This is a genomic window from Variovorax sp. AC194, from assembly GCF_979257995.1.
In genome coordinates this window covers 326,511-344,501 of the sequence record NZ_OZ409823.1, presented here as the reverse complement: position 1 = coordinate 344,501, position 17,991 = coordinate 326,511, and the positions used below count along the sequence as shown (strand labels likewise).

The 17,991-nt window shown below is 68.3% G+C and carries 21 protein-coding genes; 6 read left to right on the top strand and 15 right to left on the bottom strand.

What is annotated here, in order from left to right:
• Nucleotides 1–31: 31 nt before the first annotated feature.
• The 4 genes from ACZYRS_RS01650 to ACZYRS_RS01635 all read left to right on the top strand — a co-directional run bounded on the left by ACZYRS_RS01650 (nucleotide 32) and on the right by ACZYRS_RS01635 (nucleotide 2,949).
• Entirely contained in the window at nucleotides 32–202 is a 171-nt protein-coding gene (locus ACZYRS_RS01650) for a hypothetical protein (protein ID WP_177224862.1), read from the top strand.
• Nucleotides 203–287: 85 nt separating this feature from the next.
• Nucleotides 288–620, top strand: coding sequence for a hypothetical protein (locus ACZYRS_RS01645; RefSeq protein WP_463417885.1), 333 nt, complete (start codon nucleotides 288–290; stop codon nucleotides 618–620).
• An 18-nt stretch (nucleotides 621–638) separates the two neighbouring features.
• A complete protein-coding gene (locus ACZYRS_RS01640) occupies nucleotides 639–1,673 on the top strand; it encodes a MerR family transcriptional regulator (RefSeq protein WP_463417884.1) in 1,035 nt (344 codons plus the stop codon).
• 34 nt (nucleotides 1,674–1,707) lie between these two features.
• Nucleotides 1,708–2,949, top strand: a complete 1,242-nt coding sequence (locus ACZYRS_RS01635) for an acyltransferase family protein (protein ID WP_463417883.1) — start codon at nucleotides 1,708–1,710, stop codon at nucleotides 2,947–2,949.
• Here ACZYRS_RS01635 and ACZYRS_RS01630 read toward each other — a convergent pair.
• From ACZYRS_RS01630 to ACZYRS_RS01570, 13 genes are all read right to left on the bottom strand, one after another.
• Complete coding sequence (locus ACZYRS_RS01630) at nucleotides 2,876–3,808, bottom strand: fatty acid desaturase family protein (RefSeq protein ID WP_463417882.1); 933 nt, start codon at nucleotides 3,806–3,808, stop codon at nucleotides 2,876–2,878. The genes ACZYRS_RS01635 and ACZYRS_RS01630 overlap by 74 nt on opposite strands.
• 61 nt (nucleotides 3,809–3,869) lie before the next feature.
• Complete coding sequence (locus ACZYRS_RS01625) at nucleotides 3,870–4,538, bottom strand: GntR family transcriptional regulator (RefSeq protein ID WP_463417881.1); 669 nt, start codon at nucleotides 4,536–4,538, stop codon at nucleotides 3,870–3,872.
• A gap of 20 nt (nucleotides 4,539–4,558) precedes the next feature.
• Complete coding sequence (locus ACZYRS_RS01620) at nucleotides 4,559–5,845, bottom strand: FAD-dependent oxidoreductase (protein WP_463417880.1); 1,287 nt, start codon at nucleotides 5,843–5,845, stop codon at nucleotides 4,559–4,561.
• On the bottom strand, nucleotides 5,842–6,090 hold the full coding sequence (locus ACZYRS_RS01615) for a (2Fe-2S)-binding protein (RefSeq protein ID WP_463417879.1): 249 nt from the start codon (nucleotides 6,088–6,090) through the stop codon (nucleotides 5,842–5,844). Before ACZYRS_RS01615 ends, ACZYRS_RS01620 begins: the two co-directional genes overlap by 4 nt.
• Nucleotides 6,087–7,190: an NAD(P)/FAD-dependent oxidoreductase gene (locus ACZYRS_RS01610; protein ID WP_463417878.1), complete on the bottom strand. Its 1,104-nt coding sequence runs from the start codon at nucleotides 7,188–7,190 to the stop codon at nucleotides 6,087–6,089. The genes ACZYRS_RS01615 and ACZYRS_RS01610 overlap by 4 nt, the downstream gene beginning before the upstream one ends.
• Before the next feature lie 172 nt (nucleotides 7,191–7,362).
• Nucleotides 7,363–8,298, bottom strand: coding sequence for a 4-hydroxyproline epimerase (locus ACZYRS_RS01605; RefSeq protein ID WP_463417877.1), 936 nt, complete (start codon nucleotides 8,296–8,298; stop codon nucleotides 7,363–7,365).
• Between the two features lie 13 nt (nucleotides 8,299–8,311).
• On the bottom strand, nucleotides 8,312–9,454 hold the full coding sequence (locus ACZYRS_RS01600; protein WP_463417876.1) for a branched-chain amino acid ABC transporter substrate-binding protein: 1,143 nt from the start codon (nucleotides 9,452–9,454) through the stop codon (nucleotides 8,312–8,314).
• Between the two features lie 36 nt (nucleotides 9,455–9,490).
• On the bottom strand, nucleotides 9,491–10,405 hold the full coding sequence (locus ACZYRS_RS01595; RefSeq protein ID WP_463417875.1) for a dihydrodipicolinate synthase family protein: 915 nt from the start codon (nucleotides 10,403–10,405) through the stop codon (nucleotides 9,491–9,493).
• Nucleotides 10,406–10,552: 147 nt separating this feature from the next.
• Nucleotides 10,553–11,260, bottom strand: coding sequence for a glycine zipper 2TM domain-containing protein (locus ACZYRS_RS01590; protein ID WP_463417874.1), 708 nt, complete (start codon nucleotides 11,258–11,260; stop codon nucleotides 10,553–10,555).
• Nucleotides 11,261–11,369: 109 nt separating this feature from the next.
• Nucleotides 11,370–12,344 carry a tripartite tricarboxylate transporter substrate-binding protein gene (locus ACZYRS_RS01585; RefSeq protein ID WP_463417873.1) on the bottom strand — a complete coding sequence of 325 codons (975 nt, stop codon included), beginning with the start codon at nucleotides 12,342–12,344 and terminating at the stop codon, nucleotides 11,370–11,372.
• A gap of 39 nt (nucleotides 12,345–12,383) precedes the next feature.
• Nucleotides 12,384–13,589 (bottom strand): M20 aminoacylase family protein, encoded by a 1,206-nt coding sequence (locus ACZYRS_RS01580; RefSeq protein ID WP_463417872.1) that lies wholly within the window; start codon nucleotides 13,587–13,589, stop codon nucleotides 12,384–12,386.
• Nucleotides 13,590–13,697: 108 nt separating this feature from the next.
• Nucleotides 13,698–14,567 (bottom strand): pirin family protein, encoded by an 870-nt coding sequence (locus tag ACZYRS_RS01575; RefSeq protein WP_463417871.1) that lies wholly within the window; start codon nucleotides 14,565–14,567, stop codon nucleotides 13,698–13,700.
• Complete coding sequence (locus tag ACZYRS_RS01570) at nucleotides 14,564–15,148, bottom strand: NADPH-dependent FMN reductase (RefSeq protein WP_463417870.1); 585 nt, start codon at nucleotides 15,146–15,148, stop codon at nucleotides 14,564–14,566. The genes ACZYRS_RS01575 and ACZYRS_RS01570 overlap by 4 nt, the downstream gene beginning before the upstream one ends.
• Nucleotides 15,149–15,276: 128 nt before the next feature.
• On the opposite strand from ACZYRS_RS01570, the gene ACZYRS_RS01565 reads away from it, so the two are divergent.
• Nucleotides 15,277–16,206, top strand: a complete 930-nt coding sequence (locus ACZYRS_RS01565) for a LysR family transcriptional regulator (protein ID WP_463417869.1) — start codon at nucleotides 15,277–15,279, stop codon at nucleotides 16,204–16,206.
• A gap of 12 nt (nucleotides 16,207–16,218) precedes the next feature.
• Here the strand turns inward: ACZYRS_RS01565 and ACZYRS_RS01560 are convergent, their stop codons facing one another.
• Both ACZYRS_RS01560 and ACZYRS_RS01555 read right to left on the bottom strand, forming a co-directional pair.
• Nucleotides 16,219–16,635 carry a PIN-like domain-containing protein gene (locus ACZYRS_RS01560; protein ID WP_463422439.1) on the bottom strand — a complete coding sequence of 139 codons (417 nt, stop codon included), beginning with the start codon at nucleotides 16,633–16,635 and terminating at the stop codon, nucleotides 16,219–16,221.
• Complete coding sequence (locus ACZYRS_RS01555) at nucleotides 16,632–17,324, bottom strand: DUF433 domain-containing protein (protein WP_463417868.1); 693 nt, start codon at nucleotides 17,322–17,324, stop codon at nucleotides 16,632–16,634. The genes ACZYRS_RS01560 and ACZYRS_RS01555 overlap by 4 nt, the downstream gene beginning before the upstream one ends.
• Before the next feature lie 168 nt (nucleotides 17,325–17,492).
• Between ACZYRS_RS01555 and ACZYRS_RS01550 the strand changes: the two genes are divergently transcribed.
• Nucleotides 17,493–17,969: an FKBP-type peptidyl-prolyl cis-trans isomerase gene (locus ACZYRS_RS01550; RefSeq protein WP_198785404.1), complete on the top strand. Its 477-nt coding sequence runs from the start codon at nucleotides 17,493–17,495 to the stop codon at nucleotides 17,967–17,969.
• Nucleotides 17,970–17,991 lie beyond the last annotated feature (22 nt).

Below are 17,991 nucleotides of genomic sequence, written 5' to 3'. Positions count from 1 at the left end.
GGTTCGAACATTACTTTTACCCGAGCTTTTCATGCCCAAGACATTCCGTACCGAAGCCGAACGCGTTGCCACCCCGAAGCCGACGCCGCTGCCCGGCTACGCCCTGCCCAAGACCGGCGGTGGCCAGAAGGTCAGCCTGGAACGCGGCACCGCAACGCGCAGCAAGAAGAACCCTGGCAAGCGCGCCAAGAAGGGCGGCTGATCCAGCCCCTGCGGCTCCTCTGGAGCCACGACGAACGCGCCCCCGGGCGCGTTTTGTCATTGGGCCAGCTATAAACAAGGCCGCAATGTCCGACGACAACCAGATCTTCATTCCGCCCTCGTTCTTCGCGGTCTACAGCGACGCGCGCCGGCGCCTGAGCGAACCGATCGGCGTGGTGCGCGAGCGCTACGAGATCTGCGAGGACCTGGCCAGCCACCTCGTGGGCCACGCGCAGATCCAGCACCACACCGAGGTGCCCGTCGAAAGCGAAATCCTGCGGCGCATCCACGCCGGACTCGCGACGCCGGAATCCGGCGTGGCGCCCGCCGAGGCCGAATGGATCGTGCAGCGGCTGGCCGAGCTGCTGGGCTGGCCCGGCCCCGAGCCCACACCGGCCCCGGCACCGGCCGGCGAATAAAAAACAAAGAGGCGCGCGATGCTGCTCAAGGTCGGCGAACTCGCGAAACACACCGGCCTCACGGTGCGCACGCTGCACCACTACGACGCCATCGGGCTGCTCGCCCCCTCGGCGCGCTCTGACGCCGGCTACCGCCTCTACAACGCCGCCGACATCGGCCGGCTGCACGCCATCCAGGCGCTGCGGCTGCTGGGGCTGCCGCTGGCGGAAATCGGCGGGCTGCTGGGCGCCGAAAGCGGCGCGCTGCCCACGATCATCCAGCGCCAGATCGCCTCGCTCGACCAGCAGATCGCGCAGGCCACGGCCCTGCGCGAACGGCTCGGCCTCCTTGCGCAGCGGCTTGCCGAAGGCGCCCAGCCCGACATGAAGGACTGGCTCGTCACGCTGGAGCAGATGACCACCTACGGCCGCTACTTCAGCCCCGCCGAGATCCAGTCGCTCATGGCCAACTGGCGCGCCGTGGCCGGCCAGTGGCCCCCGCTCATCGCCGACGCGGCCGCGCTGATGACGCGCGGCGTGCCTGCCGATGCGCTCGAGGTGCAGCCGATCGCCGCCCGCTGGATGACCTTGATGGGCCAGTGGATGGACGGCAACTACGACCTCATCACGCGCTGGGGCGAGATGTACCGGCGCGAGCCCGTGGCGCGGCGCGACGACGGGCCGCCGGCCGAACTGATCGACTACATCGGCGAGGCCATCGGCCTGCGGATGGCGGCGCTGCTGCGTCACCTGGACACCGAGGACCTCGCGCGCCTGGGCAAGCCGCCCGAAGACGAATGGCGCCGCCTCGGCGCGGAACTGGCCGCGCTGCAAGCCGGTGGCGTGCGTCCCGACGACCCGGCCGCGCAGGCCATCGCGCAATCGTGGCTGCGGCTCTTCGAGGCGTTCACGGACCACGACCCCGCGCTCGCGGCCCGCCTGTCGGCGGCGATCGCCGCGGAGCCGGTGCTGCAGGCGGCCGCCGTGGTCGGCCCCGCGGTGCGCGGTTACCTGCTGCAGGCCATCGCCGCGCTTCCGCCAAAAAGTCCGGCGCCCGGTCCGAAACCCCCTTGACCCTGACGTTGCGTGAGGCCCAACAGTCGGCCTCATGAACAACGCACACACCCCACACCCCCAACCACGGCTCCACGCGCTCGACAACCTCCGCGCCCTGATGATGTGGCTCGGCATCGTGCTGCATGTGGCCATCAACCACCTCACCGTCGATTCGCCGCTGCCCTGGCGCGACCCGAAGACATCGCCCATGGCCGACCTGCTGCTGCTCTTCATCCACAGCTTCCGCATGCCGGTGTTCTTCGTGCTGGCCGGCTTCTTCGTCGCGCTGCTGGTCGCACGGCGCGGGGCGGACGGCATGCTGAAGAACCGCAGCCTGCGGCTCGCGCTGCCGTTTGCGATCTTCTGGCCGCCGCTGTTCGTGCTGACCACGTTGCTGGCGATGGTCTACATCCACCTGACCGTGCGCGGGGTGCAAGGCATCGACACCGCGCTCACGCCTGCGCGGCAGCCCGGCGGCTCACCGTTCAACACGATGCACCTGTGGTTCCTCTACCAGCTGTTCTGGTTCAGCGTCGTGGCCTGGGCCGGCATGCGGCTGCAGCGCTTCGTGCCGACGCAACTACGCGATGCGGTCGCCCGCGGCTTCGCGGTGCTCGCGGAACGCCGCTGGGGCTTCGTGGTGCTCGCGCTGCCGCTGGCGGTAACAGGCGCCTTCCATCCGTCCGGCATGGTGATGGAAAGCAGCGCGTTCCTGCCGACATTCTCCGAGTGGTTGCAGAGCGGCCTGTTCTTCCTGTTCGGCTGGTACCTGCACCGCGACCAGGAGCGCCTGCTCGCGCGCTTCGCTGCGCGCTGCAAGGGCCATGCGCTGGCCGGGCTGGCTTTCTTCATCGCGACGATCGCGCTGCTGGGCGCGCTGCACAGCCCCGGCGCGCACCGCCTGCCGCACCCCGAGTTCTGGATCGCCTTCGCCTACAACGCAGCCTCGTGGCTCTGGAGCCTGGCGCTGATCGGCGCCTTCGTGCGCTGGCTGCCGCGCCAGAACGCGGTGCTGGCGTACCTCTCGCAAAGCTCGTACTGGGTGTATCTGGTGCACATGCTCGGCACCATCGGCTTCGGCATCCTGCTGTTCAACGCGCCGCTGGGTGCGGTCGCGAAGATGGGCCTCAACATCGCGGCCACTTCGCTCGTGGCGCTTGCGAGTTATCAGCTGCTGGTGCGCCACACGCCCGTCGGCACGCTGCTGAACGGTCGGCGAGTCACGCCGACGCCGCGGCCGTCGCCTGCTTCAGCAGGCTCAGATAACCCGGCTGAACTTCCATCCGCTCGGTGATGCCCCGGCGCAGCAGCAGGCGGTGCGCCTCCGGCAGCGCCCAGCAGGGCAGGCTGGTGAACATGTGGTGCTCGCAGTGGTAGTTGACCCCGTAGGGCGCGATGAAGATGCGCTCGATGAGGTTGGCATGCGTGGTGCGCGCCTGGCGCAGCGGATCGGCCTCGTTCTGCGCCACCAGCGCGTGCTCGGCGATGTTGCGCACGCGGCTCACGAGCGGCAGCCACGTCGCCATCGGCAACAGCCACATCAGCACCCAGGCCCACCCGTAGCCGGCCAACGCAAAGGCCAGCAAGCCGAGGCCGTTGCCGATGAGGAATCGCCTGTCCTTCGCGACCTCGCGGCCGAACACCTTCAGCGCCGATTCGCCCGGCGCGCGTTGGCGGATGCCCTCGGCGATGTGCCCGAAGCGCTGCTTGTAGAAGGTCTGTCCGCTCAGGTCGCGCACGACCTTGCGCCACATGGATTCGCGCGTGATCGGGAAGGGCGCCGAGAGCACGAGGTCCGGGTCTTCGGTCTGCTGCACGAAGCGGTGGTGCTGCAGGTGATAAGGCCGGTAATCGCGCAGCGTGGACGAGCACAGCCAGTGCCCCACCCAGTCGTTGACCTTGCGGCTGCGGTGCAGGCCCGCGTGCGCCGCGTCGTGCATCAGGATGAAGAGCCCCAGCTGCCGCGCGCCGACGATGGGCACCATGAGCGGCACGGTCCACGGCCACACGCTGCCCGCGAGCATCGCGGCGCCGACGACGCCCCAGCAATGCGCCACCAGCCACAGGCCCTTCCATGACGAACGGCGGGTGAGCGATTGCCACTCCTCGGGCGTGAAGAAGTCCTCGGGTTGGGCGCGGGGTGCGACGGCCATCGGGCCAGTATGCGCCGCGGGCCGCGGCAAACCACTCGGAATTCCCCGGTAGTCCTTCGACCTATTTGTCGATGATCTTGCGGGCGAAAAGCTCCAGGTAATCCATGAGACGTTCGGCACCTGCAATGGCCGCCGCCTCGTCGCCGGTCGCGATGCCTTGCGCGAGTTCGAGGTGCGCGTTCGCGCCTTCGACGATCTCGCCTTCGTGCTGGTAGGCGTACCAGAAACGGCGGCACTGCACGATGGGCGGGATCACCGCCTTCACCGCCGAATCGTTGTGGCTCGCCTGGTGGTTGACCAGGTCGAGCGCGTGGTCGGCGCGCATGTAGTCGGCCAGGTCGCCGCGGCCCGCGGCCTCGACCATCGCCTCGGCGCAGCGCACGATGTCCTTGCGCTGCAGCGCGGTCGCGCGGCGCGCCGAGCACGCCGCGATCAGCCGCTCGAGCACGCGCCGGGTCTGGATCACATCCAGGTGGTCGGCCAGGTCGATGGCCGACACCAGGAGGCCGCGGCGCGGCTGCTGCACGATGAGTCCGATCGACACCATGCGCATCAGCGCCTCGCGCACCGGCGTGCGGCCCAGGCCCGTGCGCTCGGCCAAGTCGGCCTCCACGATCTGGCTGCCGGGCTCCAGCTGCATGGTGGACAGCAGCGTCTCGATGGCGTCGTAGGCCACGTCGGCGGCGCGGCGCTTGGGCGGGGGGCGGAGGGGAGTCTTCGGGGCGGCCATGGTTGTCTTCGGATGCGGCCTCATTGTCGGGCGTCGCTCCCTTTCGCGAGGTTCGCCAGGCCGGCCAGCGTCGCGATGCGCACCGGCGACAGCGGCGGGCGCGGCGCGGGCGGCGTCCAGCCGAAGAGGAACTGCGCCGCATCGCCGCACACGCGGCCCTGGCAGGCGCCCATGCCGCAGCGGCGATGGAGCTTGGCATCGGTCCAGCCGGTGCAGTCGGCGAGCGCGGAGTAGGGCACGTCTTCGCAGCGGCACACAAGGGTGTCGGGCTGCGGCATCTGTTTGATTTCGGGGGCGAGCGCGAAGCTGCGGTGCAGCTGCGCGGCGAAGGCGTCCCAGCGGGCGCGTTCGGCTTCGTGCTGCTTTGCGGCGCGCTCGTTGCCGACCGCCGCGTAGCCGGCGATGGCGCCTTGCGCGAGCGCGCGTTCGCTGCCGCCGAAGCCGGTGCATTCGCCGGCGGCGTAGACGTCGGGCAGGCTGGTGAGCTGCCGCGCATCGACGGCCAGCGCCTGCGCGCCTTCGGCCGTGAGGGCGCAGCCGAGCAGACGGCCCAGCTGCGTGTTGGGCGTGAGTCCGAAGCCGCAGGCCACGCGGTCGCAGGCGATTTCCACTTCGCGGCCGCCTTGATGAAGCCGGGCCGATTCGACCTGCGCGCCACCTTGCGCCGAGACGATGCGCGACGCAGTGCGGTACTGCGGATCGGCCAGCGTCACCGACTGCGCGGCCTTGCCGGGCCAGCGCCACAGGTTCGCGGCGAAGCCCGCGACCGACGCGAACGCGGCCTGCTCGGCGATGCGCACGACCTTCGCGCCCGCGGCGCGCGCAGTGGATGCGGCAGCGAGCAACAGTGGCCCGCTGCCCGCGATCACGATGCGCTCGCCTTCGACCGGCATGCCGGCCTTGATGAGCGCCTGCAGGCCGCCCGCGCCCGTCACGCCAGGCAGCGTCCAGCCCGGAAACGGCAACAGCAATTCGCGCGCGCCCGTGCAGAGGATCAGTTTCTTCCACTGCATGCGCCAGCCGCGCTCGGCGTCTTCCAGCAGCAGTTCGTTGCGCGCGGGCGCAGCGATCACGCGCGTGCCGCTGCACACGCGGATGTTGGCGTGGCGCGCGAGCGCATCGCGCCACTTGCGCGCAACCGCGGGCAATGCCGCGCCGGGACCGTCGCGCCAGATCTGCCCGCCGGGCGCGGGGTTGTCGTCGATCACGACGATCGATGCGCCGCTCGGTGCGGCAGCGACCGCCGCCGCCATGCCGGCCGGGCCCGCGCCGACGATCAGCACATCGCAGTGTTCGAGCGCGGTCATTCCGAAGTCTCCACGCGCATGCCTTCGGCGCAGACCGTCTGGCACGCGAGCCGGCGCCGGCCATCGATGAGCACGCGGCACTCCTGGCACACGCCCATGCCGCAGAACGGCGCGCGCGGCTGGCCCGTGACGGAAGTGCGCGCCACGCCCATGCCGCCCGCGATGCGCAACGCGGCGGCGACCGAGCTGCCCGCCTTCACGCGCACGAGGTTGCCGTCGATGTGCAGCAAGGTGTGGCTGCTCATGCCATTTCCAGCAGGCCGCGCGGCGCATAGGGCGCCGCATCGAATTCAGGTGCAGCGCCGGTCATCAGCGCCGCGAGCACATGCGCGCTGCCCGGCGCGGTGGTCACGCCCAGCCCTTCGTGGCCGACGGCGAGCCAGAGCTTCTCGCGCCACGGGTGCTTGCCCAATAGCGGCAGCCCATCGGGCGACGCGGCGCGCATGCCGGTCCACGCGCGCACCGCATTGAGATTGCCGAGCCCCGGCAGGTAGTCGAGCGTGCGCTGCAGCATGCGCGCGAGCATCGGCGCTTCCACGGCCGGATCGGTCGTGTCGAACTGCCGCGAGGAGCCGACCAGCAACTGCCCCGTCGGCCGCGGCTGCACGTTGAACGCGACCGAGTCGCCGTCGCTGTGGTGCGCGCTGGTCACGTAGCCGAGCTCCACGAGCTGGTGATGCACCGTGCCCGGGTAGCGGTCGGTGATCAGCAGGTGGCCCTTCTTCGGGCGGATGGGGAGTTCGGGACAGAGCGTCGTCGCCTCGATGCCATTGGCCAGCACGATCTGTGACGCAGTGCGGCGGGTGCCGTCCGCGAGGCGCAGCGTGCCGTCGTCTTCGATCGCCTCGACCTTCGCGTGCTCGACGCGGACCGCATCGCCGCCCTGGCCGAGCAGCCAGCGCGCCGCGTTCGGCGCGTAGAGGATGCCGTCGCCCGGCACTTCGAGCGCGCCCGCGAGGCCTTTGCGCAATGCGGGTTCGGCGCGCGCCAGTGCGGCTGCGTCGAGCATGCGGGCATCGATGCCGTGTTCACGCAGGCGCTGTTGCTTGCGTTCGGCCTCGGCCATTTCTTCTGCGTTCGCGGCGATCCAGAGCGTGCCGCAGGCGCTGTACGCGCAGTCCTCGGGCATGTGCGGCGCGAGGGCGCGCCATCGCGCGGTCGAGTCGCGGCTCAGTGCGAGCTCGGCCGGGTTGTCGTCCATCACCACGAGGTGGCCCATGCCCGCGCCCGTGGCGCCGCCGATGCGCGCATCGATCACCAGCACCCGGCGGCCGGCCTGCGCCAGCGCATGCGCGCAGGCGGCGCCGACGATGCCGGCGCCGATGACAATCACATCCGCGTTCATGCCAGCGGCGTCAGAAGGTGTGAATGAATCCGGCGTGCCCGAGCAGCCCGCCCAGGCGCGCCCGATCAAGGCGCAAAGCACAGCCATAGCTCGGGCTATGGCGAGCATTTGCAACGCCGAGCGGGTGTGCTTGGGCGGGATGAGCGGGCATGGCGGGTTCGTTCACACCTTCTCAGAGCCGGATGCCCCATCCGAAGGGATCGTTGTCGTCGACCAGCAGCGTGGCTTCTGCACTGATGTGCGCGCGGCCGCGCAGCGTCGGGATGACCTTGTCGTCGTCCATCGCGTAGCTGGCCTCGAAGCGGCTGCCGATCACGCTGGCCTGCGTCCACGTCTCGCCCGGCGCGAGCTTGCCGTCGGCGGCCAGGCACGCGATCTTGGCGCTGGTGCCGGTGCCGCAGGGCGAGCGGTCGTAGGCGTTGCCGGGGCAGAGCACGAAGTTGCGGCTGTCCGCGCCTTCGTCGTCGCTCGCGAAGAGCTCGATGTGATCGATCTCCGCACCTTCGGCACCCGTGATGCCCTGCGCCGCGAGCGCGCGGCGCAATGCGGCGGTGTAGTCGGTCAGCGCCGCGAGGTTGTCGCTCGCCACGCGCTGGCCGTGCTCGCTCACGAGGAAGAACCAGTTGCCGCCATACGCCACGTCGCCGCGCACGACGCCATGGCCCGGCAGCTCGACCGCCACCTGGTGCAGGTGCCGGTACGCCGGCACGTTGCGCACGCTCACCGAGCCGTCGGCGTGCAGCGTGGTCGTGACCGTGCCGACCGGCGTCTCGATGCGGTGCTCGCCCACGCCGATGCGCCCCATGTGCGCCAGGCTCGCGACCAGCCCGATCGTGCCGTGGCCGCACATGCCCAGGTAACCGGCGTTGTTGAAGAAGATCACGCCCGCGGCCGCGTCGGGCGACACCGGCGCGCACAGCAGCGCGCCGACCACCACGTCGCTGCCGCGCGGCTCGAGCACGGTGGCCGCGCGCCATTTGTCGTGCTGGTCCGCGAGCAGCGCGCGGCGCTCGGCCATGCTGCCGCCACCCAGGTCGGGAAACCCGCCGATCACAAGGCGCGTGGGCTCGCCGCCCGTGTGCGAGTCGACGATCTGGATGCGTTGCATGGGCGTCGTCCGATCAGTAGCTGGCGATGGGAACGGGAGCGGCGTTCTTGAAGGTGAACACCGTGATCGGCGCCTGCTTCATGTTGCCCTTGTCGTCGTACGCATACGTCGCGGCCACGCCCTTGTAGGTGTCCTTGTAGAGCTGCGCGCCCACCTTGTCGGGGTCGATCGAGTTGGCCTTCTTCATCGATTCGCCGATGAACAGGACCTGGTCGTAGTACGAGGCGGCGTACGCATCCGCATCGGCGCTGAAGCGCTTCTTGAACTTCTCCTTGAAGGCCGGGCCGCTCTGCGCCTTCTCCAGGATGGAGCCGCCCTGCGCGCAATACACCAGGTCGTTGACCGCATCGCCGCCGAGCTTGCCGGTGGCGGGGCTGCAGACGGTGTCGCCGCCCAGGAGCTTGCCGGGCACTGCCAGCTGCTTCATCTGCCGTGCCATCGGCGCGGCCTGCGGCGCGTAGCCGCCGAAGAAGATCGCCTCGGGCGCCTTGGCCTTCATGTTGGTGAGGATGGCGGTGAAGTCCACGGCCTTGTCGGTCGTGAATTCCTTGCCCACGATCGTGAGGCCCTGCTTCTGCGCTTCCTTGGTGAATTCTTCCGCCAGGCCCTGGCCGAAGGCGGTGCGGTCGTCGATCACGCCGACCTTCTTGACCTTCAGTTCCTTGGCCGCGTACACGGCCATGCTGGAGCCGATCTGGTTGTCGCTCGCGATGATGCGGTAGAGGTTCTTGTAGCCGCCCTGCGTGACCTTCGGGTTGGTGCCCACGGTGGAGACCAGGGTGCCGCCGTCGCTGTAGATGCGCGAGGCCGGGATCGCCACGCCCGAGCAGTACGGGCCCATGACGAACTTCACGCCGTCGTCCACGAACTTCTGCGCCACGCTCACGCCGGTCTTGGCGTCGCACTGGTCGTCTTCGGAGACCAGCTCGAACTTCAGCGTCTTGCCGCCGACGCTGAGCTTCTTGGCATTGAGCTCCTCGATGGCCAGGCGCACGCCGTTTTCATTGTCCTTGCCCGCGAACGCGTTGGGGCCCGAGAGGGGACCGCTGTGGCCGATCTTGACGACCTGCTCCTGCGCACTGGCGTGACCCGCGAGGGCGAATGCCGCGAGGCCGACGAGACCGAAAAAGGGAACCATGCCTGCTTTTGTCTTCATGTTTCTTCCTAGGTTGGGACAATGAAAGGGCGGTTATTACACAACCGATTGGTACTGCGCCGGCCGCGTCGCGAGCGCCTTCTTCACGATGTTCTCGATGAAGGCGCGCTCCTCGCCGATGAGCGGCAGGCGAGGGCGGCGCATGTGCTCCGTACCCACGCCGACCAGGAGGTCGATGAGCTTGAGGTTCTGCACCAGCTTGGTCGATACGTCCAGGTGCAGCATCGGCGTCATCCACTGGTAGAGCTTGAGCGCCTCGGCGAACTTGCCGGCCTTCATGAGGTCGTAGAGCGCCACGGTCTCGCGCGGGAACGCGCAGCCCACGCCGGCCAGGAGGCCATCGCAGCCGAGCGCCAGGCCCTCGTAGGCCAGGTCGTCCACGCCCAGGAACAGCTGGTAGCGGTCGCCCACCGTGTTGCGCAGGTCCGTGATGCGGCGGATGTTGTCGGTGCTCTCCTTGATGGCGGCGATCCATTCGCAGTCGGCCAGCTCCACCATGTGCTCGGGCTTCAGGTCCACGCGGTAGGCCACCGGGTTGTTGTAGACCATGATGGGTTGCTGCGCGGCGTTGGCGATGGTGCGCACATTGAGCATCGCCTCGCGCGCATCGGCCACGTAGATCACCGAGGGCATCACCATGAAGCCGGCCACGCCCAGCTTGTTGGCGCCGTCCACGTAGCGCAGCGCTTCACGCGTGCTGGTCTCCGACACGTTGGCCAGCACCGGGATGCGGCCGTCGGCGGCCTCCAGCGCGATCCTGGCGACCTGCAGCTTTTCCTCGAGCGTCAGCGTGCTGGCTTCGCCGAGCGAGCCGCAGGTCACCAGGCCATGGATGCCGTTGCGGATCTGGAAATCGATGTGGCGCGCGGTGCCCTCGGCATCGATGCTTTCGTCGGCGTGGAACTTGGTGGTGATGGCGGGAAAGATGCCTTGCCAGCGGGGATTGCTCACGGGTTGCTCCTGGGGAATGACGGTGGGAAAGGTCCGCACTTTAAATATATTAGGGATATATCGTCAAGTTGCGCGTGGGGCAAGCGCTCTTCCGTAGCGGGTGGGTTTTGTGATATCGCCGGGCGGATCGCGCCCCCGGCGTGGCGCCTATTTGCGGCCGTCCGCCGGGCGCAGCAGGCCTTTGCGCAGCGTGACCGGCTTGCCGATGGGCGGCGCGGTCTTCGTCTCGACCGTGCGCAGCGAGCCGTTGTCCATGCGCACCGCGACCTCGTAGACCGTGACGGTGCGCACGTGCTTCTCGACCTCGTTGCCCGCGAAGCCGCCGCCGACCGCGCCCAGCACGGTGGTCGCGACGCGGCCGTTGCCATGGCCGAACTGGTTGCCGACCAGCCCGCCCACCACGCCGCCGGCCACGGCGCCCACGCCGGTGGTGTTCTGCGCGCGCTTTTGCACCGGGCGCACCGATTCGACATGGCCGCAGACGGCGCAGGGTGGTGGGGCCGGAGCGACGGGTGCGGCAGCAGCGACCGAGGCGGCGCCGGGGCCTGGGGACGGCGCAGGTGCGGCAGTCATGGCCTGCGGCGCCGCGCCCGAAGCCATCGGTGGTGTGGCCGGCGCTGGCGCCACTGGCATCGCTTCAGGCTTGAAGTCGTCCGGCGCGATGGGCGACCCAGATGGCGCGACGGGCAAGGCCGCAACGGTAGATGGCGGCGCCCCCGCATCCTGCCGGTGCAGCAACACGCCGCCGAGCGCGGCGACGGCCACTGCCAGCACGCCGATCACGGCCCACAGGACCTTCGGCGACCTGCTCGCGGGTGCGCCCGAAGGCAGGTTGGGTGGCGAAGTCGAGTCCATGAAAGTCCCCTTGCGGTCCGGGGCGGATGCACCGGAACTCACCAAGGAGCATGAGCGCGGCGGGCGCGTTGTCAATTGACCGGCGTCCTACACGCCGCACCGGTCGCGCTCAGTCGATCTTCGCGCCCGACGCCTTCACCACCACCCCCATCGCATCCCAGTCCGCGCGCAGCAGTTTCTGGAACTCCTCCGCGCTCTGGCTGCGCGGCTCCACGCCCAGGCGCTTGAAGCGCTCCTGGATCGCCGGATCGGCCAGCACCTTGTTGGCCGCGGCGTTCAGGCGCTCGACTTCGGCCTTGGGCGTGCCGGCGGGCGCGAGCAGGCCGATCCACGAATCGAAGGCGTAGCCCGGCAAGCCGCTCTCGGCCACGGTCGGCAGCTTCGGCAGGAAGGGGCTGCGCGACTGGCCGGTGGAGGCGAGCAGCTTCATGCGCGCGTCGTCCTGGAAGCCCATCACGCCGATGCTCGAGGAGATCACCGCCTGCACCCGCCCCGCGAGCACTTCGTTGACGGCCTCGCCCGTGGACTTGGTCGGGATGTGCGTCATCTGCAGGCCCGCCTTCGCGAGGAACGACGCCATCGCCAGGTGCGTGGCGCTGCCGTTGCCGGCCGAGGCGTAGTTGTACTTGCCCGGGTTGGCCTTGACCTCCTTGATGAAGTCGGCCGTGTTCGAGACATTCATGCCGCTGGCCACCGCCAGCACATAGCCCGCGTTGCCCACGTTGGCCACGCCCACGAAGTCCTTCAGCGGGTCGTAGGGCAGCTTGCTGTAGAGGAACGCCGCGATGTTGTGGCTCGCGGCCGCCAGCACCAGCGTGTTGCCGTCGGCCGGCGCGCGCGCCACGATGGCCGCGCCCACGGTGCCGCCCGCGCCCGCGCGGTTCTCCACGATGGCGCTCGCATTGAGCGCCGCGCCCAACTCGTTGTTGAAGGCGCGCGCCACCGTGTCCTGCACGGCGCCGGTGCCGAAGGGCACGATGACGTGGATCACGCGCTGCTGCGCGTGGGCAGCGCCGAAGCTGCAGAGGACCACGGCGGCTGCAGCCGCAGCCAGCGAGCGCCGGGTGAACAGGGTGGAAGTCATCGTTGTGGCCACTTTCATCATCGTCAACAGGAAAGGAACTCAGGTGCCCGACGGCAGCCAGCGCTGCACCAGCTTGACGAAGTAGCTGGCACCGATCGGGATGATCTCGTCGTTGAAATCGAACGAGGTGTTGTGAATGATGCAAGGGCCGGGCCCGTGGCCGTCCAGGCGGTGGTCGCCGTCGCCGTTGCCCAGGAACGCATAGCAGCCGGGCCGCGCGAGCAGCATGTGCGCGAAGTCTTCTGCGCCCATCACGGCGGGGAAATCGTCGGTGACCATGTCGTCGCCCACGACCTCGCGCATCACGCCGGCGGCAAAGCGCGCCTCGGCCGGATGGTTCACCGTCGGCGGGGAGGAGCGGTTGAAGTACACCTCGGCCGTGCAGCCATGCGCCGCCGCCACGCCGGCCGCCACTTCGCGCAGGCGTGCCTCGATCTTGTCGATGGCTTCGATGGAAAAGGTGCGGATCGTGCCGCCGACCGTCGCCACATCGGGAATCACGTTGGGCGCATCGGAGCCTTGCAGCTGCGTGACCGCGAGCAGTGCGCGCTCCGTGCTGGGAATGGTGCGCGCGACGATGGTCTGCAGCTGCTGGGCGAGCGTGACCACCGCGGCCACCGGATCGATGCCCGTGTGCGGCATCGAGGCGTGCGTGCCGCGCCCGTGCACGGTGATCCTGTAGGTGTTGCTCGAGGCCATCAGCGCGCCTTCGTTGAGCGCGAAGCGGCCCACGTCGCCGACCGGAAAGTTGTGCAGCCCGAAGACCGCGTCGCACGGAAAGCGCTCGAAGAGGCCCTCGTCGATCATCTTCCTGGCGCCCGCCTTGCCCATCTCCTCGGCGGGCTGGAAGATGAAATGCACGGTGCCGTCGAAGTCGTCCGGCCCTTGCTGCGACAGGTGCCAGGCGGCGGCCAGCAGCATCGTCGTGTGGCCGTCGTGGCCGCAGGCGTGCATGCGGCCGGGGTGGGTGGACTTGTGGGCGAAGTCGTTGGCTTCGTTGAGCGGCAGCGCGTCCATGTCGGCGCGCAGGCCAATCGTGCGGCTGCCCGTGCCCTTGCGCAGCACGCCCACGAGGCCCGTGCCCGCGATGCCGCGGTGCACCTCGATGCCCCATTCGGCCAGCAGGTTGGCGATCTTCTCGGAGGTGCGGTGTTCTTCGAAGCCGAGCTCGGGGTGGGCGTGGATGTCGCGTCGGATGTCTACGAAGCGGGCGGCGTTGCTGGCAAAGGCGTCAACGAGGTTCATGGCGGGTGGGGGCTGCGGGAGTCGTTCGAAGCGAACGATTCTGGCGCAGCCGCCCGCCGGGCGCACGCTGGTTTGCGCTGGGTCTGCTCTTGGCCTGCTGTGGCCGAATCAGCCCAGCCGGCCTTCCTGCCGCAGCTTCGCGCCGATGCGGCGGATCTCGGCCTCGCCCCGGTCCAGCGTTGCGCGGCTCGTGTGCACCGAGTAGTGGCCCATCACGAGGTCGTGCGGGTGCTTCACCGCCGAGCCCAGCACGAACGACGTGTCGCCGCGCGCCGTGAAATCGATGGCCCGGCCCGACTCCTCGAACACCACCAGCTCGCCGGTGCCGATCGGCCCGCCGGTGCTGTCGCCCGCATCGAGCCCGCCGCCATTGACCGCGACCCAGCCGACCGTGTGGCCGGCCGGCGGCGTGTAGCGCCAGTGCTCGCCGTCCTTCAGTTGCACGGCCAGGTAGTTCATCGGCGCGGGCGCCGGAATGGCGCTCTGCGCCGCGCCGTAGCGCCCGAGCAGCACGCGCGCCGGGCCCTCCTGCGGCACCTGCGAGGGCGCGAGGTAGATGCTTTGCGCCGGCGCGTTTTCTTCCGAGGCCGGCAGCGCCACCCAGAGCTGGAAGCCGCGCACGCGCTTCACGTCCGGCGCGGGCGCGCCGGTGTGCCACACGCCGTTGCCCGCGCGCATCCACTCGACGCCGCCGCCGCGCAGCACGCCCCGCTCGCCCTCCTTGCCGGTCGTGTCTTCGTAGAGCGTGTCGCCTTCGATGAGCCAGGTCAGCGTCGCGATGCCCGAGTGCGGGTGCATGCCGAAGCCTTTGTGGCCGCCGCCGACATCGAAGCCGAACAGGTCCAGGAACACGAAGGGCTTCAAAAATTCGCCCAGGTCGCCCGGGCTCATGAGCCGGGTGATCGGCCCGTGCTGCGCGCCGCGCGTGCGGTAGACGATGGCGCGGGTTTGCGTGGCGACTTCAGTTGCGGTGGTCATGCGGCCTCCCTGGCTGTCTTGAGCGCGCGGGTCCACCACGCGAGGTCGTCCAGCATGCCGGTGGCGGCCTGCGCGAGGTGCGGAAAGTCGTCGAAGCTCTTGCCCTGCTGCCAGATGCCCATGAACTCGACCATGCCGATGTGCACCGCGTTGCGCACGGGCGCCATCTGCATCTCGACCGCGACCAGCCGCAGCTGCTCGACCGCGCGCGCCGCGCCCACGCCGCCGTAGCCCACGAAGCCGATCGGCTTGCGCACGAACTCCTTGTAGGCCCAGTCGATCGCGTTCTTGAGCACCGCGCTCGGGCCGTGGTTGTATTCGGGCGTGACGATGACGAGGCCGTCGAAGGTGGCCAGCTTGGCCTGCCAGCGCTGCGCGGCCTCGTTCTTCACCGGCCCCCAGGCGGGCGCGCCGGCCTCGTTGAAGAAGGGCAATGGATGGTCGCGCAGGTCGACCAGCTCGAAGGCGAGATCGGTGCGCTGCTTTGCGATGTCGTGGATCCACTGCGCAGGCTTCTCGCCGAAACGGCCCTCGCGGGTCGAGCCGAGGACGATACCGATGAGAGGTTTTTGCTGGGTCATGGAGTGCTCCTGAATGGGGGTGGGCTGGAGGCTGGAAAAGCCATGACCTGAAGATTAGGGTCACACCCATTGATCGACTAGACGGTAGAGTCGGATTGCACTCGTCCATTCTTGGAAGGAATCCACCCATGCTCGACCTCAACGACATCGCCATGTTCGTGCAGGTGGTGCGCCACGGTAGCTTTGCCGAAGCCGCCCGGCGCCTGGGCCTGCCGCCCAACACCGTGAGCCGGCGCATCCAGCAGCTCGAGGCGCAGTTGGGCACCCGGCTGATGCAGCGCTCGACCCGCAAGCTGACGCTCACGAGCGCGGGCGAGGCGTTTCACGAACGCTGCGCGGGGGCCGTCGACGGGCTGATCGACGCCGGGCAGGAGCTGATCACCGGCAGCCAGGAGCCCAGCGGGCTCGTGCGCGTGGCGGCGACGGCGGATTTCTTCGATTTCTTTCCGATGGAGTGGGTGGCGGATTTCCTGGCGGCGAATCCGCTGGTGCGCGTCGATTTCGTGCTGAGCGACGCGAAAGCCGACCTGATCGCCGACCAGATCGACGTGGCGTTCCGCGGCGGAGCGCTGCCCGATTCAGGCTTCGTCGGCCGCAAGCTGCTCGGGCCGCGCACGGACGGCATGGTCGCGAGCCCCGCGTACATCGCCGCGCGCGGCGCGCCTCTGACGCTGCAGGACCTGGCGGATCACGACTGCGTGACGGCGGCGCACCCGAGCGGGCGGGCGACGTGGCGGGTGACCGGGCCCGATGGGGTGGACGAAGAAGTGCAGGTCACCGGGCGCTTCAGCGGGAATACGGCGCAGGCGTTGCGCAAGGCCGCGGTGGCTGGTTTGGGGATCGCGCTGCTGCCGCCATCGATGGGGCGGCTGGATGTGGAAGCGGGGCGGCTGGTGCCGGTACTGCCGCAGTACCAGCGCACGGGGCATGGGCTGAGCGTGCTGTATCCGAGCCGCAAGCACCTGCCGCTGGCGGTGTCGGCGTTCATCGGGATGGTGATGGAGAAGTTGAATACGCAGGAGACGCTGCCGGAGGTTTTTCGATCCAAACGGATGTGATGACCTCTCGTCCTACAACTTGATTGGTTTGAACTTCGCGCCCGTGCGATGGGGAAACGGCACCGACAACATGCCTCCCGCTTGAATCTGCGCCTGAATTAGGATTTGCGGCCACCATCCAACCAAGCGTTCTGCCTTCATCCAAAAAGGCTGGCCGCTCCATTGCTTTTCCAGCACAAAGATCATGTGCCCGCCTTTACGCAAGGCTTCACGCTCGGCGTTGTGATGCTTCTTGAAACGGTCGATAGAAACAATGCACCATGGACCTGTCTTGGTCAATTCGCCGATCCAATCCACATCCTGAGCGTCTGGTTTGAACAGGTCCGTGAGATGCACGACCGTTTCGACTTCATCTTTTACCGAGGCGCATAGGCCAGCGATGCCACGAGCGAAATGTGGCGACAGATTCGCATCAAAGAAGAACTTCAGGCCCGTAGCCGCTCCTCGAACCGCACGGCGGCGTCGACGTGCTTCGGATCAATCTCGAACTGCCGCGCAACGGCCTTGCGGTCACGGCCCTCTGCGATGAAGGCATCGAAGAGAGTGTCCGTCGGAATGCTCGGGCCGACGACGATCGGTGCCCCGAACTGCCGCGAAGGATCCAATGCAACCCCCTTGCTGCCCGGTGGACTCCACAAGCGAGCCACATTGCCGTCGTACTCGATACCTGCGTAGAGCGATGGTTTGATCACGTGGGTAAACACGATCTGATGAGCGCGAACATCGACCAGCGTTTCATCGCCCGCGTCATCGACAGCTGACTCAAAGATTTTTTTGCCGTCAGTCAGGAATCGACGGGTGGTCAACGGATAGTCGGTGTGCCAACTTTCGCGCGCGGCCTCGATCGTTGCCTTGATCACGTGGAGACTCACGCCTGCGTCAGTGAAAGCGCGCACCAGCCGAAGCTCCATCAGATCTCGAAAGCCTATCGCAAGCTCTTCGAAATCTGCATCAGCCAACTGAGTTTTCCAGAGCGGTGCCGTATGTCGATGGCCCTCACCGTATTTCCAACGGTGGCCTCGCATCCAACGCCGTACCGCACGAGTTTCCGCGCCGATCAAACGCGCGGCTTGGCCTAGCGAGTAGATCCCGGTGTTGAGCAAGTTCGGCGTGGGCATTTCGGCGAAGTGTAGTTGGTAGCATTGACCATGCGCTGTGTATTTGTACAGCTATTTGCATGCTTTCTTCAGGCACCGTTTCGGTGGCCCGTTCACAGGTGAGGCCTTAAATTCAGTTGCTAAGCGCGGCCCGAACAGTGGACAACAGTTCCAAGGAAAATGCTCTCCATGAAAATCGAAAAAGACACCGTCGTCACCATCAAGTACAAAGTCTCCGACGCCCAGGGCAAGCTCATCGAAGCCAGCCCCGAGCCGATGGCCTACCTGCATGGCGGTTACGAAAACACGCTGCCCAAGATCGAGGAAGCGCTCGACGGCAAGGAAAAGGGCTTCCAGACCGTGCTGAACCTCGCCCCCGAAGACGCCTTCGGCCAGCGCGACGAGGCGCTGGTGCGCACCATCCCCAAGACCGAATTTCCGCCGGGCGTGAAGGTGGGTGGGCAGTTGCAGGGCCGCCTCGACGACGGCACCGAGCACGTCTTCACCGTGACCAAGATCAAGGGCCCGGTCGTGCTGCTCGACGGCAACCATCCGTGGGCCGGCAAGGCGCTGAAGTTCAGCCTGCAGGTGACGGACGTGCGCGCGGCGCTGCCGGTGGAAATCGAGCACCGGCATGTGCATGGTGCGCACGGGCACCATCACTGAGATCGAAGCTCGGCGGGCGCGC

Coding starts and splice junctions, on each gene's coding strand:
- ACZYRS_RS01625 (WP_463417881.1), bottom strand. CDS start 4,538: ATGGCCGCCCCGAAGACTCCCCTCCGCCCCCCGCCCAAGCGCCGCGCC.
- ACZYRS_RS01575 (WP_463417871.1), bottom strand. CDS start 14,567: ATGACCACCGCAACTGAAGTCGCCACGCAAACCCGCGCCATCGTCTAC.
- ACZYRS_RS01620 (WP_463417880.1), bottom strand. CDS start 5,845: ATGACCGCGCTCGAACACTGCGATGTGCTGATCGTCGGCGCGGGCCCG.
- ACZYRS_RS01605 (WP_463417877.1), bottom strand. CDS start 8,298: ATGCAACGCATCCAGATCGTCGACTCGCACACGGGCGGCGAGCCCACG.
- ACZYRS_RS01635 (WP_463417883.1), top strand. CDS start 1,708: ATGAACAACGCACACACCCCACACCCCCAACCACGGCTCCACGCGCTC.
- ACZYRS_RS01650 (WP_177224862.1), top strand. CDS start 32: ATGCCCAAGACATTCCGTACCGAAGCCGAACGCGTTGCCACCCCGAAG.
- ACZYRS_RS01585 (WP_463417873.1), bottom strand. CDS start 12,344: ATGACTTCCACCCTGTTCACCCGGCGCTCGCTGGCTGCGGCTGCAGCC.
- ACZYRS_RS01600 (WP_463417876.1), bottom strand. CDS start 9,454: ATGAAGACAAAAGCAGGCATGGTTCCCTTTTTCGGTCTCGTCGGCCTC.
- ACZYRS_RS01550 (WP_198785404.1), top strand. CDS start 17,493: ATGAAAATCGAAAAAGACACCGTCGTCACCATCAAGTACAAAGTCTCC.
- ACZYRS_RS01590 (WP_463417874.1), bottom strand. CDS start 11,260: ATGGACTCGACTTCGCCACCCAACCTGCCTTCGGGCGCACCCGCGAGC.
- ACZYRS_RS01610 (WP_463417878.1), bottom strand. CDS start 7,190: ATGAACGCGGATGTGATTGTCATCGGCGCCGGCATCGTCGGCGCCGCC.
- ACZYRS_RS01615 (WP_463417879.1), bottom strand. CDS start 6,090: ATGAGCAGCCACACCTTGCTGCACATCGACGGCAACCTCGTGCGCGTG.
- ACZYRS_RS01570 (WP_463417870.1), bottom strand. CDS start 15,148: ATGACCCAGCAAAAACCTCTCATCGGTATCGTCCTCGGCTCGACCCGC.
- ACZYRS_RS01555 (WP_463417868.1), bottom strand. CDS start 17,324: ATGCCCACGCCGAACTTGCTCAACACCGGGATCTACTCGCTAGGCCAA.
- ACZYRS_RS01565 (WP_463417869.1), top strand. CDS start 15,277: ATGCTCGACCTCAACGACATCGCCATGTTCGTGCAGGTGGTGCGCCAC.
- ACZYRS_RS01640 (WP_463417884.1), top strand. CDS start 639: ATGCTGCTCAAGGTCGGCGAACTCGCGAAACACACCGGCCTCACGGTG.
- ACZYRS_RS01580 (WP_463417872.1), bottom strand. CDS start 13,589: ATGAACCTCGTTGACGCCTTTGCCAGCAACGCCGCCCGCTTCGTAGAC.
- ACZYRS_RS01645 (WP_463417885.1), top strand. CDS start 288: ATGTCCGACGACAACCAGATCTTCATTCCGCCCTCGTTCTTCGCGGTC.
- ACZYRS_RS01630 (WP_463417882.1), bottom strand. CDS start 3,808: ATGGCCGTCGCACCCCGCGCCCAACCCGAGGACTTCTTCACGCCCGAG.